Source organism: Aporhodopirellula sallentina SM41 (assembly GCF_000346505.1).
Classification (GTDB): domain Bacteria; phylum Planctomycetota; class Planctomycetia; order Pirellulales; family Pirellulaceae; genus Rhodopirellula; species Rhodopirellula sallentina.
The window spans coordinates 12,475-29,726 of the sequence record NZ_ANOH01000184.1; the positions used below are offsets into that span (position 1 = coordinate 12,475).

A 17,252-nucleotide genomic window follows, 5' to 3' on the forward strand; every position below is an offset into this window, starting at 1 on the left:
CCTCGAGAGGCATCGAGATAAGATGGCCAGACAATCATTTCTCGGGAGCGGTTTGATGCGTAACGTTTTGTTTTTCTTGTTCGCGTGCAGCACCTTGTGCGCACACCCCGTCGCTCAGGCGGCAGAGAAACCTCATGTCTTGTTCATCATGACAGACGACATGGGTTGGATGGACCTGCACTGTCAGGGAAACAGTGTCCTTCGCACGCCCAACATCGATGCATTGGCTAAGGCCGGTGTGCGATTCACCAATGCTTACGCCGCATCGACAGTTTGCTCTCCCACACGTGCAGCAATCATGACGGGACATGCCCCCGCTCGTTTGCACATCACACAACATGGCGCCGACGGAAAGCACTTCTGGCCGGATGATCGACTCGTGCAACCACCGTCGACGCAACATGAGCTACCTCATGAAACGACGACTGTTGCAGAGCGTTTCAAATCGGCAGGGTACGCGACGGGCTTTTTCGGCAAGTGGCATTTGGGACGAGATGAAAAGTTCTGGCCGGAGCATCATGGTTTTGATGTCAATAAAGGAGGATGCGGTTTCGGCGTGCCACCGACCTACTTCGATCCCTATCGCATTCCCTCGCTTTCCCCGCGTGAAGAAGGTGAATACCTCACTGATCGCCTCGCAGATGAGGCGATCGATTTTCTTCGCCGCGAGCATGACAACCCGATGTTCGTTTGCTTATGGACGTACAACCCACACTATCCCTTCGAAGCACCTGAGGAACTGACGCAGCACTTCATCGGCAAAGAAGGACCAGGATTGAAGAACCCTATTTACGGCGGACAAATCGAAGCAACCGACCGTGCGATCGGCCGCGTATTGAAGGAACTGTATTCGCTAGGCATCGAAGAGGAAACGTTGGTGATCTTCACCAGCGACAACGGTGGCTGGTCGGGCGCCGCCGACAACCGGCCGCTCCGCGAAGGGAAAGGCTACCTGTACGAAGGCGGAATTCGAGTGCCGCTAATCATTCGATGGCCGGGAGTCACGCAATCGGATGTAGTTGATGAAACACCGGTGATCAGCATGGACCTCACCGCCACGGTGCTCGACGCCGCTGCGATTCCCGCTGCAGCAGACGAACTCGACGGTGTTTCGTTACGCCCTTTGTTTGCGGGAAACCAACTCGAACGGGAAGCGATCTTCTTCCACTACCCACATTTCGCTTTTCACAAATCGAATCGTCCTGGTTCAGCAATTCGCAGCGGTCGCTACAAACTCATCCTCCGTCACGACGATGACTCGGTGGAGTTATTCGATGTCATGGAGGACTTGAGTGAAACCAAAAACGTCGCCGAGTCGCATCCCGAAATTGCCGACCGTCTGAAAAAACGTTTGACCAATTGGCTCAAACAGACCGACGCGGGAATTCCTACCAAACTGGATCGCTGAGGCTATCGGACGGCAACAACAGTTCGCTCAACGCGGAGTCGTGTTCCGAGTCGTGCGTCTGGACGGCGGGCGACGATTCACTGGGCAGTATCTGGCTGGGCAGTATCTGGCTTGCCAATGTTTCGCTTGCCAATGTTTCAATGGCCGACGTCTCGATAGTAGATGATGGTGCCGGCGAAACCAATTTGTTTTCGACCATCAACTGATCGCTCGCCGTTTCGAGCAGCACCGTGCTGTCCGACTCGAAGTTCCTAGCCGGCGTGGTCAGGGGCGCCATCACCGGCTCGGCACCGGCCTGCGGCGTCACTGTGTCATCGCTGTTGAGTCGATTGATAACCATGAGAGCATCCAACTCGGTAACCAATCCATTGCCACTGACATCAAAGAAGTAGGAATTCGCATCCACGCCGGTGACGACACCACCTCCCGATATCTCATTGAGCCGATTGATAATAACGAGCGCGTCCAACGCAGTGATAAACCCATCCGCCGTTGTGTCGGTCGGACGAAAAATGTTCCTCAAAGAACCAATGGACACCGCGCCGATCCCCGCCGAAGACCCCACCAAATAGGTTCGCTCGATTTGCTGCGACGGCAACATGACTGCATAGGATTGCCCCGCAATCAGATTGGCAGTGATTGCCAAACCGGTTTGGACGCCGATCGGATTTCCTGCCGAATCCAATATTTGCATGGCATTGGCGTCCGGCGTAAAACCAATCGGTTCCAACGATAGCGTCGTGTCGGTCACCGCCTGAAAGAGAAACGAACTGGGATTCTCCGCTGCGGCAACCACATGAGTCTGCACCACCGAACTGGGGCGAGTAATATCGACGGCGATTTCAGAGAAGTCATCGTTGCCGATCAGTCCTAGCGCGTTTGCATCGTCGATGACCGCGTTGCTGCTGGGGTTGATCAGTGAAACCACAAACGACTCGTCCGGTTCCATCAACAGATCGCCGGCAACCGGAATCGAGATCGTCTTTGTCGTCTCGTTGCCAAGGAAGTTCAACGTGCCCGACGGAAACAGGGAACCGACAAAGTCGGCGGCGTTGGCGGGATCCGTATCACCTCCGGTCACGACGTAAGAAACCGAAGTCCCGCTCGATATGTTCCCCGTACGGGTGACCGAGAACGTAAACGTTTTCGTTCCGCTGTTACCTTCATCCTGTTGAGCGTTCTCGGCGGCGATCGAAAGCAGGGATGACGCACTGTCATCATCATCGCGGATGGTGCCGGTCGACGAGCCAACGTCAATAACAGCACCGCCGGTGGCGTTGCTCAACACGACCGTGAACTCTTCATCGCTTTCAACCGCGAAATCTCCACTCACGAAAACGGTGATCGTCTTCGAGGTCTGCCCGGTAAAGAACGTAACCTGCCCGCTGGGGAAAACATTGTTGTTGAAATCACTCACCGTTGCGGGCGCGGACCCACTACCCACCACGGAATAGTCGACGGTCAACGATCCGGACGTGTCGCCCGTGCGATTAACAGTGAACGTGAATGGTGTTGTCCCCGAATTCCCTTCACTGCGGTCGGCGTCCGCAGCAACAATGGAGAGGGTAGCAGGAATCGGTGTATCGTCATCGCGGATCACGCCGGTCGCTGCTCCCGTTGAGACCACGGCATCTCCGGTTGGGTTGCTTAAGGTCACCACGAAAGACTCGTCGAGTTCAGCCGTGCGATCGCCGCGAACGGAGACCTCAATGGATTTGGATGTTTCGCCGTCATTGAAGATAACGCTGCCGGATGGAAAAACATCATCACTGAAGTCGTCGGCCGTTGCCTGATTCGATCCTACTCCCGACACCGAGTAGTCCACCGACACAATCCCCGTGGTAACCTCACTTCGCGTGACGTTGAACGTGAAAATGGTTTCCCCAGAGTCTCCTTCGGATTGGTCCGAGTTGACCGCGGCGATCGCCAAACGTGGAACGAGTTCGCTGTCATCATTGCGGATTATTGCGTTTGCAGACGCCGTGGAAATGATCGCTCCACCGGTCGCGTTGGACAGCGTCACAATGAACGTTTCGTCTTGTTCCAATACTGTGTCGCCATTGACCGGTACGGAGACGGTTTGGGTGGTTTCGCCTGCGGCAAACGTGACCGAATTGGACGGCAGAACAGCTCCGGAAAAATCATCGGCGTCGGCTGGATTCGTTCCACTACCTAGCACGGTATAGGTAGCCGAAACGGCCTCCGAGACGCTGCCACTGCGAGTTACCGTGAAAGTGTAATTCGTCGTTCCGCTGTCACCTTCGCTTTGATCTGCGTTCGCGGCAACCATCGCGAGAGAAGGCGTGATGTACTCGTCGTCGTCTCGAATCACACCGGTGGCCTGCTGCGTCGTCAGGGTCGCTGCGCCGGTCGGGTTGCTTAGCGTGACATCAAAGCTCTCATCATTTTCGATATCAAAGTCACCGGCGACGTTGATCGCCAACGTCTTTGATGTCTGCCCGCTGAAGAAGATCACTTGCCCCGTCGGCAGAAAGCCACCATTGAAATCACTGCCTTCGGCTGGATCGGTTCCGGTTCCCGTGACCGAATAGTCGACGGTCGTTGATCCAGACGTGTCACCAGTACGAGTAATTGTGAAAGTAAACGGAGTCAAACCTCCGTTGCCTTCATCACGATCCGCGTTGGTCGCGACGATATCGATCGATGGGCCTGTGGGTGTGTCGTCGTCACGAATCGTTCCGGTTGCAGAGTCGGTCTCCAAGGTGGTTCCGCTAGACGGATTGCTCAGCGTCACAACGAACGTCTCGTCATCTTCGACGATCGTGTCACCCGACACATTCACCGTGATCTCTTTGGAGGATTGGCCGCTGAAGAAAGTAACCTGACCACTCGGCAACACGTTTCCATTAAAGTCGTCAACATCTGCCGGTGACGTCCCGGTGCCGGCGACCACATAGTCGACGGTCGCGGATTGCGAAGTATCACCGTCGCGTGTGACCGTGAAGGTAAACGAAGTCGAGCCACTGTTTCCTTCATCTCGGTCCGCCACCGACGCCACAATCGAAAGCGTCGACTCAGGCGCGGCGTCATCGTCGCGGATCGTACCACCGGCCGATGCGGTCGCGATTGTCGAACCACTCGACGGGTTCGACAGGTTCACCGTAAACGTTTCATCGCTTTCAACGATCCGGTCACCCGCTACACGGACCGTAATCGACTTCGACGTCTGGCCAGCGAAAAAGATGACCTGCCCACTCGGCAGAATGTTGCCGTTGAAGTCATCGACGTTCGCGGGGTTCGAACCGCTGCCCGACACCGAATAGTCGACCGTCGCAGAACTGCCCGTGTCTCCCACCCGGCTGACTTCGAACGTGAACGAGGTTGTCCCACTATCCCCTTCGGATCGGTCAGCATTGTCGGCCGCGATGGACATCACCGCCAAGAGACAACGGTCCTCGAGATGTTCACTGAGAGCCCGGCGAAGATGCGGACGATTCATTTTCCTGCGGCGGCCGAAAGAGCGCCGCTTGCCGGTCGCCCAACGAGCGACTTGATTGATTTGACGACTGCCAAACACGGTAGTTGCTCCAAAAGATATCGAGGGCGTGTAGATTCAACGAGAACGATTCGTACTAAAAAAGCCCCTTCCTGGGCGTGCGTGCGAGACGTTCTTCTCACGCCGAACTCTGCCGTCGCGCACTAATCATCATAATTACGATCGCGGCATATCGGGTACCAAATGAGAATCCATTCCTCGCCACCGGATGCCCATCGCACCGGAGGGTCTCGCGAGCACGAACGCGTCGTTGACCTCAGGATTCGGCCAAATCGCTTGCCGCGGTGGCGTCGAAACCGTCTTCGAAACGGGCGGTCGCCACTGCCAATCCTGACCGACGTCGGCGGCGAACCAATGGCCGCCGACCGGACAGTTGGTGGAAATCCGATCCAGATCGCAGATCAGGGCGGCCTCCGGACCAGGCTCGATCGGGGCGGGAAAGAGCAGACGAAATAGGCGTGCTGCCCCCTGTGGCGTCAGATCGGAGGCGGTTAATCTTTGCCACATGTCGACGCATTGTCTCATTAGTTTCGGATCCAACCTTGGCGATCGCGATACCGTTGTGGCGAAAGCGGCACGGTTGGTCGATCGATCCGGTGTGGTTGCGCGTTCAGCGGATCCGGATTGTTCGCTGTCGATGGCGGGCCTGCGAACCAGCCGACTCTATGAGACGCCTCCGATCGGCGGCCCAGGTGGGCAGTCGCCATTTCTCAACGCGGTTGCGGCCTTCGCGACGGAGGCATCCGCTGCGGAAATCCTCGACGTGCTGCAGCATGCCGAGCAACAACTCGGCCGCGAGCGAAAGGATCGTTGGGGGGCTCGATCGATCGACCTCGACGTCGTTTTGCATGGGCAACTTCGTGGCGAAGCTTCTGCCGGACGGCGTGGGCTGATCGGCGGACGTGGCCCGGTCGGAACCGCAGGTGCGCTGGTCGTCCCGCATCCTCGTTACACGGCGCGAAAATTTGTCGTCGTCCCCGCCTGCGACGTTGCGGCGGACTTCTTCGACCCGCGGTTCGGTTGGACACTCGCCGACCTCGCCGAACATCTCGACGCAGCCACTCCATCGATGGCACTGCTCGGTGGTGATGAAAACCTACGCCGGACCATCTGCGAACGTCTCGCCGAAGAACACCAAATTCAAATTGTCGATGCCGAGGCGATCGAGCGTGGCGTTTCGATCCAAGACGCACTGTGGTCATCGAATCCGTTCAACCACGCAAAACCGTGGGTGTCCCCCAGTGTGCCTCGTTCACTACGAGAGAACGTGAACGTCGAGAAATCGCGTTCGGAGTCAGCAGAAGAAATGCCGTTCCGTCAACTTGGCCTACCAAGACTGATCGCCCGGATTGAACGGACCACGCTCGCCACACGATGGCCGGCACCGCACCAAATGTGGCCCGTCAGTTGGCGATGGCCTGAATATCGGCTCGAAGTCGACGACCTCGATTGGGCGGTTGGCGAAATCGCGTCAGCAATGGACTCCATGTTTTGCGACATTTGTCCGGTGACCAACGACGGCGATTGGTGGTAGCGTCCCGCACGAATCAACGGGTCCGAATCGAGCGGCAACCTCAACATCTTTGCGTTGACGCTTCTCCCGATTGGATTCGTTCCAACGATTATTGAAACTGAAACTGTCATTCCCTGTGAAAGAGATTGGAACGTAATGTTTGATTTGGTCCTCGGCACCAACAACGCCAAAAAGCTCGTTGAACTGCAAATGATGATGCCCGAGGGGATGGCGAAATTGACCACGCTCGCTGACATTGAAGGTTCGATCGATGTGGTCGAAGACGGCACCACCTTCGCCGAGAACGCCGCGAAGAAAGCGACCGAGCAAGCAAAACATATTGGTCGATGGGTACTCGCCGAGGATAGCGGTTTGACGGTCGACCACCTCAAAGGCCAACCGGGAGTTTACTCGGCGCGGTACGCCGGGACACACGGTGACGATGCCGCCAACAATGAAAAACTGCTCGACGAACTGAGCGGCGTCCCGGCAGACAAACGCGACGCACAGTTCAACTGCCACCTTTGTCTTTCAGATCCTCAAGGCGAGGTCCGTTTGACCGCGTCAGGAATTTGTCGCGGGCGGATCGCAGAGTCGCTCTCGGGTGCCGCGGGCTTTGGTTATGACCCGCTGTTCATCGTTCGCGAATACCACCGAACGTTCGGGGAACTCGACCTGACGGTGAAGCGTGCGATCAGCCATCGTTCGCGCGGGCTTCGCAAGTTGCTTCCCAAATTGGCAGCGTTGATCGCATCGGTTGAAAACGCTTCCTAACCGATGCCGAACTGATACTTCGTCGGTTTCTGACACTTCGCCGGTCTAAGGTGTCGTGCCAAAAACGGGTCGAGTCGGAACCGGATGAAACCGAGGCCACGGAACTTCAGGTGTTTTTTCCTTCGGCGGAGAAAGGCACCCTGTCTTTGGATTCACGTCGAGAGGTGAGGGGCCTTCGCAGAAAAGCCCGTCGTCTGTGGTGGCCAAGACGACTCCCTGCTCGACCAAATCTTGAGTGATTTGATCAGGACCGTAGGAAACGTCCGAGTTCCAATCGCCTAGCAGGCCACCGCGATCCGCCGGATCGTGCAAACGCTCGCTGGGGATTCCCAGTGCCAAACACCCGGGCGAGAAAACGCAAACACACGCCCAAAACCCCAAACGCAGCGAAGTTCGCCGCAGGGATGTTCGAGACATTCGGTGGGTAGTGTTGGAATCCATGTCAGAGTTAATCGACCGTTACAACCGGAATCTTTAGAAAAAATCCCGCCACCGATTCCTCTTCGCCAAATTGCCAGCGAAGCGATCTCCTGCACACCGACAACGATGCCGCTTGCACGGATTGGTGGGAATGCGGCGATAGGGACTCGCAAAAATCTTCGCGTCCGCGAAGCTCCCGCAAACCGCCGTGCCTCAGGCTGCACACCTCGAAGCGTGCGATTGGCAGCACGTTCTTGACACCGAAACACCGGCAGTGTGCGGCCTTCGCACAGGTTGCCGTTTAGCTGTTGTGTTTTCTGGAAAAGCGTATGGATTGCTCCGGCCATGCGTCTGGTCGCAAGATTGCACACAGCACACTCAGGGTTGTTTCGATGTCGTGATCAGGAATCCGGTACTGGGGGATGAGACGTCGCCGCCCCCGCTTGCCACCCAAGGCGTGAACGAAGATTACGAATCAGGAGAATGAACGGTGAAACGGACTTATAGAAGATGTTTGATGGTCGCAACTCTCGTTTGCGGGTTGTCGGGCGTGTCGACGTCGAACGTCCAGGCAAGCGGAAGTTGCTTTGCGGACCTTTTCGGCGGCACTTCCTCCTGCTGTGACGACGCATGCTGCGACGATATCTGCACGACGGGATGTTGCTGCGAAGAGAGCGGATGCGATAGCAACGATTGCTGCGAGGACTATGGCTGCGACTCGGGATCGTGCTGCGATTCAGCCATGTGTGCGGACTCCTGTTTGCCGAAACTCGACAGCTTTGCCAAGAAGCTCGGCTGTGGAGGATGCATTCAAAAGAGCGATCGGTGCTTTGACGATTTCATCAGCCCGATGATTGACTTCGTTCACTTCGAAGACCCACGCAACGTTACCGAATTGCGTCCCATCTTCATGCACCATCGATTCCCCAAACAACTCGGCCCGGGCAACGTTCCTGCCGGTGGTAGTTTGCAGCTCTTCGCACTGCAATTTCGCATCGCCCTCACGAAGCGATTGAGCTTGATCGCGGTCAAAGACGGCTATGCGATCGACAGCAGCGAAGGAGCATTGGACGGGCTGCTCGACTCCGGTTGGGCAGACGTCACCGCGGGTCTGAAATACAACCTCATTCGAAACGTAAAATCGGGCACGCTCTTGTCGGCCGGTTTCACCTACGAGATCCCGATGGGAAGCGAGCAAACCTTGCAAGCAGTCGGCGACGGCGAGTTCCATTTCTTCGCAACCGGTGGTCAGCGTTTCCTCGACGGGAACGCACACGTTCTTAGCTCGGTCGGTTTCCAAATGCCGGTCGACCAGTCGGTACAGAGCACGACCGTCCACTGGAACAATCACATCGACGTTCGCTGCCATGACAAGGTGTATCTGTTCACCGAAAACTCATGGTGGCACTGGACCGACGACGCAGACACCGGTTCGGCGTTCGGCGTTTCCGGTTTGGACCTGTTGAACCTCGGTGACACCGCCGTGGAAGGCAACGACGTCGTCACGCAAAACGTCGGCCTGAAACTCAAACCCAAACGGAACATGGAACTCGGGATGGCCTACGAATTCCCGTTGACCGACTTCGAAGATATCATTCGTGACCGTTGGACATTCGACGCGATCGTTCGCTACTAAACAGCGGTGCATCAGGCATCGAGATCCACAAAGTGTGACGATTGATCTCTGCGTGATAATCTCTGCGGACAAATTGAAAGCTAGCCCGACGGCTCGGGGCGGAAACGCCCTCGGGCCGTTTTCGATTTCGTCCCGATCGCTCGACAGCAATCTTTCATCGGGGATTTTTCCTAGGCGAACTCTCAACAAGAGTTCCTAACGGGCCACGGCGACTCAGCTCGTCCGCCAAGGTCAAACGAGGCATGCGGTATTGTCCCCGCTGGCGGTTGCTATTCGCACGGTGTCATTTGCCCGCTTCCTTTTGCCCGCTGCCACCTCCAGGAGACTTAGCGAACCTCAACAAACAACCGATCACGAAGGACTTCGGCCGTTCTGCACAGGGATCGCTGGGCGTGTTAAACTCTGCGGACGTGGCTCGCCCACACCGCAATGTTATTTTTCATCCCGGCTCTCCTCCTTGGTGATTCAACCATGTCCACTGTCGAAACGATGCAAGCCGACGCAGAGGAATTTCGCAACCGATATGGAGCGGTACGCGAGATGATCGGCCGCGTGATCGTGGGTCACACCGACATCGTCGATGGCGTCCTGACCGCGATGCTGTGCCGCGGCCACTGTCTTCTCGAAGGCGTCCCCGGACTCGGCAAGACGATGTTGGTTCGAACATTGGCGGAGGTACTCGAACTTCAATTCAGTCGTATCCAGTTCACCCCCGATTTGATGCCAGCGGACATCCTGGGAACGAACATGATCGTCGAGGATGAAAGCGGGAGGCGTAAATTTGAATTCCAAAAAGGGCCCGTCTTCACGCAAATCTTGTTGGCGGACGAAATCAACCGGGCAACCCCCAAGACCCAATCTGCGATGTTGGAAACGATGCAAGAAGGCACCGTGACCGCAGCGGGAACCCGGTTTGAACTCTCACAACCCTTCTTTGTTCTCGCCACACAAAACCCCATCGAGCAGGAAGGCACCTATCCGCTGCCGGAAGCTCAGATGGACCGTTTCCTGTTCAAACTCGTCGTAGGTTATTCATCACGTGAAGAACTCGGAACGATTGTCGATCGGACCACGCGTGGCGAACAACCTTCGATTGAAAAGGTAATGAACGGCGACGAGATCCTGCGTTGGCAAAAGCTCGTGCGCGATGTCATCCTCGCCCCGCACGTTCAGGATTACCTGGTACGGCTGACCATGGCGACGCATCCGCAAGGTGCTCACAGCGTCCCGATTACAAACGAATACGTGCGTTGGGGCAGCAGCCCACGGGGTGCTCAAACGCTCGCCCTGACCGCCAAAGTGAGAGCATTGCTGGATGGGCGTTTTAATGTATCGTTTGAAGATGTCCGGCGCGTCTTCTTGCCCGCGATGCGGCACCGAGTTCTGTTGAACTTTGAAGCCCAAGCCGAAGGCATCGAAACCGATCAAGTGTTGCTCGACATCCTCGAAAAAGTCCCTGAAAAAGCGGAGTGAGATTCTGTCCTCCCTTTCATTCTCCATCCATTGAAAATCAATGTCATCTGCCGGCCCGCCCGAAATATCATCTCAGCTGCTCTGCAAACTGCACCGTATCCATCAACAGCGATCCGACCTCGAAGGTCAAGCACGCCGTTGTCCGATGCAGATCAAAGTGGTCGAGGCATCCGTCGACGCGGCACAGGCTGAACTCGATGAAGAACTCGCCGTCCTCAAGAAAACTCGCATGCTGTCCGATGAGAAGCACTTGCAGTTGCAGACTCGCGAGGCACACGTGCTCGATCTCAACCGCAGGCTCAACGAAGCGGCGAGCAACAAAGAGTTCGCGTTGCTCAAGGAACAGATCGCTGCCGACGAGCAAGCGAACAGCGTGCAGAACGACGAGATCTTTGAGATCCTCGAACGCATCGATTCGATCGAATCTCATTTGAAAGAAACCCGCGCCAAACTCGCCGAAGCGGAAGCCGAACGAGACCAGCGAATTGCGGAGATTCAAGAACGACAAAAGAAAATCGCGATGGATCTCGAACGTGTCGACGTGCAACTCGAAGAGGCCGAAACCCTCATCCCGGTCGCAATCCGTGCCGACTACAAACGACTGATCTCCGCTCGCGGGGACGAGGCCCTCGCACCGGTCGAGGACGATTCCTGCGGCGGTTGCTATCAAACACTGACCACCCAAGTTGTCAGCCTAGTGATGCTCTCCAAGTTGACTTACTGCCCGAACTGCAACGCGATGTTGTATCTCCCGGAAGACCGCCGAGTTTGAATGACCGCTGGGTTCGATTGGCCGCAGGGTTCGATTGGCCGCTGGGTTCGATTGACCGCTGGGTCAACGAGCCACAAAATCAGCCGTGATCGGTCTCGGCTCCATCTCGTGACGGCCCGTTAGCTCACGTCGGTTCCCCCTTCAGAAAGGCTGGAGATTGCAACTGGAATCGACGCGGGGACAATTCACGCCGTAGGCTGTCGGCCGACGGCGACGGAAAACCAGTCGCGGATTCGCTGCGTACAGGGGACTCGTCGCCGATCGACACCGTGTTGCGTTGAGTCATCGCCAGTGGGAGTGAGTTCGTATTGAGGTCTGCCATGCAATTTGTCGCCCTACGCACTGAAAAGCAATCGCGTCGTTTTAAGACGCGAGGAAACTCTCTCGTGGCGTTTCTCGCATTGTTGATCACGGCAGCAGTTGCCTGCTCTAGTTCGGCAGCCGAATTCACGGCCGGTTTGTCATCGCGGGAAACCTATGTCGGTGAGCCGATCTTGCTGACGCTACAGATCTCGGACGTCCGCGACATTCCGCGACCAGAAATCCCCGAAATCGACGGACTGCAGATTCGTTCAATCGGCAGTCCATCGCGCAGCTCGCAGACTCTCATTGATGCAAACGGGCGAATGACGCGGACGTCGTCCATCATGCTGCGTTATACGGTTGTCGCAGAACGCCCCGGCGAATTCGAAATCCCCGCGATTCGTCTCTCAACCTCGGGCGAAGACCTGACGAGCAAACCGTTGCGGTTCGTCGCGACGCAGAGCGAGACCGGCGACCTGATGTTTGTTGAAATTGAAGGCAAACAAGACGGGGTCTATGTCGGCGAACCGCTCGATTTAACGTTGAAGATCTGGCTGCGACCGTATCGTGATCGACAGTATGAGAGGACATTGAACGAGGGATCCATGTGGTCAACTCTGTCACGACGAACTTCGTGGGGAAGTTTCGAATCGAAAATGCAGGATCTGCACGACCAGCGGAAACGCCCTGGTGGGCGAGAGGTGTTGCGTCAGGACGGCGAGGGGATCAAACGGAGTTACTACCTGTATGAAATCGAAACCACGATCTATCCCAAACGCCCTGGTCAAATCGACGCCAGCGACGTTCGAATCGTTGTCGATTACCCGATCCAACTCGGGCGATCGCGAGATCCGATGGACGCATTCTTTGGCGGCTCCTCACTCTCGCGACTACTCGAAGACGACGACTTCGGTTCGCCGTTCGGCCCCCGCCTGAGCATCACAAAAACACGACCGATCGAAGCCACCGCTAGCGTCGACGCGACCGAAGTATTGCCGATCCCAACGCAAGGCCGACCTGATAGTTTCCAGGGTGCCGTCGGTCGATACGAAATCACCGCCCGCACGAACTCGCGTACCGTGGCCGCGGGTGAACCGATCAAACTTCAACTCGCTGTCCGCGGAGACGGCCCCTTGGAATTGGTACAAGCACCGCCGCTCGAAATTTTGAATGAGGACTTCCGTGTTGACCAACAACCGCTCGCTGGTTTCGTTCAAGACGGGGCCAAGTATTTCACGACCACGATCAGACCACGAACCCCGTCGGTCTCCGAAATCCCGTCAATTCGAATGAGCTTTTTCGATCCAGAATCGGAAACGTTCCAAACCGTTGCCACCGAGCCGATCGCAATCACGGTCAGTGAATCGGAAACGCTCGACATGGGTGCGATTGTCGGAGAATCGGGCGGTGCAGGGCGACAAGACACCAGCACCGGTTCGGAGAAAGATCTGCGAATGAGCGTTTCCCCGACTGCGTTTCTGTTTCGCAATGAGTCAGATGATTCCGTTCTCGTCAATCAAAGCCAACCGTCGCTGCTGCGAACCGCGGCGTGCGTCGCTTTGCTGCCGATGTTCGCGTTTTTGGGCGTGCTGGCGGTTACGAATCGAAACCGGATGACTTCGCCGAATCAGTGGTTTCGTACTCGTCGCAAACAATCTCTCGCTGCTCTGCAATCTGCGCGATCACCGGATGAAATTCCGGCGATCTGTGCGTCTTACCTGAAGGCGTTTTGGACGAACGACCGAGCAGCATCTTCCCACAATCAAACGCAGGACGACTGGCTCGCGGGACTCGGCTATCTGCGTCGTCACGGCCAATCGCACCTGGCCGCCGAGTTGGAAACTCTCGCCCATGACAGTCGATCAAACTCGGCCGATCTCAGTTCATTGATTCCACGGGCGGTTGATTGGATCGAACGCACCGACCGCGTCCGGCGATCGGGATGGCGGACGATCGCATCGAGCCGTCCCCATCCATCATCCATCGGCTCGGGGAAGATCAGCAATCACCAAACGGTTGCCGGAGCCGTGATCCTCGCGATGTCAACGCTTGTCACGTCGCCCATGCAAGCACAGGACGCCCTCTTCGCCGAGAACGAAAACGTACCCAACAGCAACCCCGTCCAAGACCACGAGGATATCGAAACGCCAGCCTTCGACTTGGAACCAACACTCGCCTCCGACCGTTCACCGGATGGTTCTGTCGATCTCGATCAAGAACAACGAATGATGCTGCTCGCCGAGGCAGACGAACTCTATGCCGAAGCGTACCAAAGTGCTCGCGACGAGTCCTCGGAAAAGTTTGCCGAGGCGGCGGAAAAATACCAACAGGTGATCGCGAGCGGGATCACCAACGCGAGACTCTTTCTCAACGCGGGCAATGCGTTCTACCAAAGCGACCAAATCGGGCATGCAATCGCTCACTACCAGAACGCCTTGCGTTACTCCCCCATGAGCCTCCGTGGACAAATCAATGGTCTTGTCGCACAGTGGAACGCAGGGACTCCGCTCTCGCGCTGGCGTGTTCCTTTGATCGGCATCTTCGTTCTCGGTTTCGGCTCGATCGCCGGTTGGGGCGCGTTGACGATTGCGATGTTTCGTCGCAGCTCCGCGCTGAAATGGACAGGCGTTACCTGTCTGGCGATCGGGGCCCTCGGAGGTGCCATCGTTCTTCGCGAGGCTCAGTGGCAGATCGCGGATCATGCGGTCGCGGTGACCCCGGAGCTGCAACTGCGAACCGGGGACGGAGAATCGTTCGAAATCCGCGACACCGTCGCATCCGCGGAGGGCATGATTGTGGAGGTTTCCGGGACGCGCGGAAACTGGGTCGAGGTGCAGATCGACCGTGAAAAACACGGCTGGGTCTCCAAAGACAACGTCGTCGCGTTGCGTTAGCTCGGCCGTCCGCCCCAACCGCGTCTCTCGAAAAGCGCCAGGAAGGTCTTGCGGTCCCTCCGATGGATTTGATACCGCTGGGCGTGAAATACTCAATTAGCCCGACGTCTGCCATTGCGACGAAGTCACGGGCTAACTCGAACGATCTGATTTCTCGCCATGGAAGGCTCGTCAGGAAATGTTTGCAGGACGGAATTTAACGCTTTTTGCCGTGATAGTGATCGGTATCATCTCGCCCTTGGGGTTGGGACTCTCGCTTTCACCTGACGGAACGACCGGTTCGATCGCTGCGGCCGCGGAAGCCCAATGGATTTGGGCGGGCGGTACGGCTTCGGATCAAGCCATCGAAGTCGGCGAAACATGCTGGTTTCGAAAAGTCCTCAACCTGCGCCAACGCGGGGAAGGGTACCTCGAAATTGCGGCCGACGATGACTATGAAGTCCGTGTCAACGGTCGCGTCATCGGCGACGGAAAGTCCTACCGACAGATGCAGGAGTTTGAAATTTCAGACTACCTCGAAGTCGGCCGGAACGTGGTCGCAATTCGGGTCAAGAACACCAACGGTGACACCGCCGCGCTCGTCGCCCGTGTTTCCATTCGCCCCGACGAAGACGACAAGTGGTACACATTCAGCAGCGATGAGACATGGCGAACGAGCCTTTCGGAAGTGAGCGCATGGGACAACCCCATGCTCAACGACCGTACATGGGATACCGCAACGTCGTTCGGCGTCTTGGGCGAAACCGTCCCGTGGGACCGCGAAAATACCGTCGCCGTTGAAACCCAAAAAGAACAGACCGAACGTTTCCAAATTCAACGCGGCTTTGGCGTCCAACGCATCCTCAACGACGAACAGGTCGGCTCGGTAATTGCGATGGCGTTCGATGAATTCGGACATGTGATCCTATCGCAAGAGCAGGGCCCACTTTTGATCGTCGTCGATCGTGACGATGACGGCGTTCCCGAAGACGTTCGCACCTACTGCGATAAAGTCGAATTGGTTCAGGGCATCCTTCCGCTCAACGGCGAAGTCTTCGTCACCGGCCGCGGCCCGGACGGAAACGCACTGTATCGCCTAGCGGACAAGAACCGCGACGGAACCCTGGAAGACGTCAGGACAATTCTGAAGTTCCGCGGTGAGGGCGGAGAACACGGCCCACACGGACTCCGCCTCGGCCCCGACGGGATGATCTACGTCTCTCTGGGCAGCCACGTTCAACCGATCGGAAAGACCGGCAAAGGCGAAACACTGCGTGACGTTTACGAAGGCGATCTGCTGCCTCGATTCGAAGATCCCGGTGGACACGGCCGTGGCGTCAAAGCACCCGGTGGCACGATCATTCGTACCGACATCGATGGCGATGTCGTGGAACGAGTCGCCGGCGGACTGCGCAACACCTATGACTTGGTCTTTCACCCCAGCGGCAGTTTGTTTGTCCACGATGCCGACATGGAAGCCGATGTCGACACACCGTGGTATCGCCCAACCGCGCTGATGGAAGTCACCGAAGCCGGCGAGTTTGGCTGGCGCACCGGATGGGCAAAATGGCCTGAATACTACTACGACCGAGTCCCCAACTTGCTCGACACCGGTCGCGGCAGCCCGACGGGAATCGAATGTTATGAACACCACATGTTCCCCGTTCGCTACCACGACAGCCTGTTCCTGGCGGATTGGTCCGAAGGGCGGATCCTGAATGTTCGTTTGAAGTCGAACGGTAGCGGCTACTCCGCGGACAGCGAAGTATTCCTTAAGGGGACACCACTCAATGTGACGGATCTTTCCGTTGGCCCCGACGGAGCGTTGTACTTCTGCACGGGCGGCCGCGGGACAGCGGGCGGTGTCTACCGCGTCGTTTACCAAGGGAAAATTCCCGACGCGATGAAACAAATCGGCAACGGGATCGCCGCCGCCGTACGACAACCACAACTCGATGCGGCCTGGGCGCGTCAAGAGATCGCGACCATCCGACACGAACTCGGCGACGACTGGGGACGTCAGGTTGCGGGCGTTGCCTACAGCGAAGACAACCCACCGATGTATCGCATTCGGGCGATGAACCTGATGCAAATGTACGGACCGACGCCGAGCGAAGAACTGCTCGTCGAGTTGTCCAAAACCGAAAACGAAGCCGTCCGGCGCCGCGCCGCGATGCAGTTGGGCCTATCACCTTCCCGTGGTGCCGCCGCACGTCTGCAGGAACTGTTGTCCGACGGCGATGCCCGCGTCGTACGCACCGCATGCGAAGCGATTCTACGCAGCGGCCAGTTCCCGAACGATACCAACCAACTCGTCGAACTGCTCGGATCGCATGATCGAACGGTGGCATACCTCGCCCGCCAAGTCCTGCAGCGGATGCCGATGGACACATGGCGTGACGAAGTGCTCAACTCCACTGACACACGTATCGCTCTGGTAGGGATGCTCGGCCTCGTTGCCGCTGACCCGACCACCTCGACCGGTGGGAAAGTACTGCAACGTGCCGGCAAAATGATGGAAGGTTTCCTCAGTGACAAAGACTTTGTCGATACCCTACGGCTT

At 57.0% G+C, this 17,252-nt stretch carries 12 protein-coding genes; 8 read left to right on the forward strand and 4 right to left on the reverse strand.

Going from position 1 to position 17,252, the window contains the following annotated elements; all coding sequences use genetic code 11:
• The first annotated feature begins 55 nt into the window (after positions 1-55).
• Positions 56-1,408: a sulfatase gene (locus RSSM_RS11890; protein WP_044302378.1), complete on the forward strand. Its 1,353-nt coding sequence runs from the start codon at positions 56-58 to the stop codon at positions 1,406-1,408.
• On the opposite strand, the gene RSSM_RS11895 is transcribed toward RSSM_RS11890, so the two are convergent.
• Both RSSM_RS11895 and RSSM_RS11900 read right to left on the reverse strand, forming a co-directional pair.
• On the reverse strand, positions 1,389-4,868 hold the full coding sequence (locus RSSM_RS11895; protein WP_144059751.1) for a beta strand repeat-containing protein: 3,480 nt from the start codon (positions 4,866-4,868) through the stop codon (positions 1,389-1,391). The genes RSSM_RS11890 and RSSM_RS11895 overlap by 20 nt on opposite strands.
• A 213-nt stretch (positions 4,869-5,081) precedes the next feature.
• Positions 5,082-5,432 carry a hypothetical protein gene (locus RSSM_RS11900; RefSeq protein WP_008678590.1) on the reverse strand — a complete coding sequence of 117 codons (351 nt, stop codon included), beginning with the start codon at positions 5,430-5,432 and terminating at the stop codon, positions 5,082-5,084.
• Between RSSM_RS11900 and folK the strand changes: the two genes are divergently transcribed.
• Both folK and rdgB read left to right on the forward strand, forming a co-directional pair.
• On the forward strand, positions 5,431-6,459 hold the full coding sequence (folK, locus tag RSSM_RS11905) for a 2-amino-4-hydroxy-6-hydroxymethyldihydropteridine diphosphokinase (protein ID WP_008678588.1): 1,029 nt from the start codon (positions 5,431-5,433) through the stop codon (positions 6,457-6,459). The genes RSSM_RS11900 and folK overlap by 2 nt on opposite strands.
• A 135-nt stretch (positions 6,460-6,594) precedes the next feature.
• The gene (rdgB, locus tag RSSM_RS11910) at positions 6,595-7,212 is read left to right on the forward strand and encodes an RdgB/HAM1 family non-canonical purine NTP pyrophosphatase (RefSeq protein WP_044302374.1); all 618 of its coding nucleotides are present in this window, start codon (positions 6,595-6,597) and stop codon (positions 7,210-7,212) included.
• A 45-nt stretch (positions 7,213-7,257) separates the two neighbouring features.
• Here the strand turns inward: rdgB and RSSM_RS11915 are convergent, their stop codons facing one another.
• Positions 7,258-7,629, reverse strand: a complete 372-nt coding sequence (locus RSSM_RS11915) for a hypothetical protein (protein WP_008678594.1) — start codon at positions 7,627-7,629, stop codon at positions 7,258-7,260.
• A gap of 520 nt (positions 7,630-8,149) precedes the next feature.
• Here RSSM_RS11915 and RSSM_RS11925 point away from each other — a divergent pair.
• From RSSM_RS11925 to RSSM_RS11935, 3 genes are all read left to right on the forward strand, one after another.
• A complete protein-coding gene (locus tag RSSM_RS11925) occupies positions 8,150-9,268 on the forward strand; it encodes a hypothetical protein (protein ID WP_173403150.1) in 1,119 nt (372 codons plus the stop codon).
• A gap of 471 nt (positions 9,269-9,739) precedes the next feature.
• A complete protein-coding gene (locus tag RSSM_RS11930; RefSeq protein ID WP_008678600.1) occupies positions 9,740-10,741 on the forward strand; it encodes an AAA family ATPase in 1,002 nt (333 codons plus the stop codon).
• Positions 10,742-10,781: 40 nt separating this feature from the next.
• Positions 10,782-11,513: a zinc ribbon domain-containing protein gene (locus RSSM_RS11935; RefSeq protein ID WP_008678602.1), complete on the forward strand. Its 732-nt coding sequence runs from the start codon at positions 10,782-10,784 to the stop codon at positions 11,511-11,513.
• A gap of 124 nt (positions 11,514-11,637) precedes the next feature.
• Here the strand turns inward: RSSM_RS11935 and RSSM_RS11940 are convergent, their stop codons facing one another.
• Positions 11,638-11,835, reverse strand: a complete 198-nt coding sequence (locus RSSM_RS11940) for a hypothetical protein (protein WP_008678607.1) — start codon at positions 11,833-11,835, stop codon at positions 11,638-11,640.
• On the opposite strand from RSSM_RS11940, the gene RSSM_RS11945 reads away from it, so the two are divergent.
• Complete coding sequence (locus RSSM_RS11945) at positions 11,834-14,710, forward strand: BatD family protein (RefSeq protein WP_008678604.1); 2,877 nt, start codon at positions 11,834-11,836, stop codon at positions 14,708-14,710. The two genes, RSSM_RS11940 and RSSM_RS11945, sit on opposite strands and share 2 nt — an antisense overlap.
• Positions 14,711-14,921: 211 nt before the next feature.
• On the forward strand, positions 14,922-17,252 hold a 2,331-nt coding region (locus tag RSSM_RS11950; RefSeq protein WP_236621100.1), incomplete at its 3' end, for a DUF7133 domain-containing protein.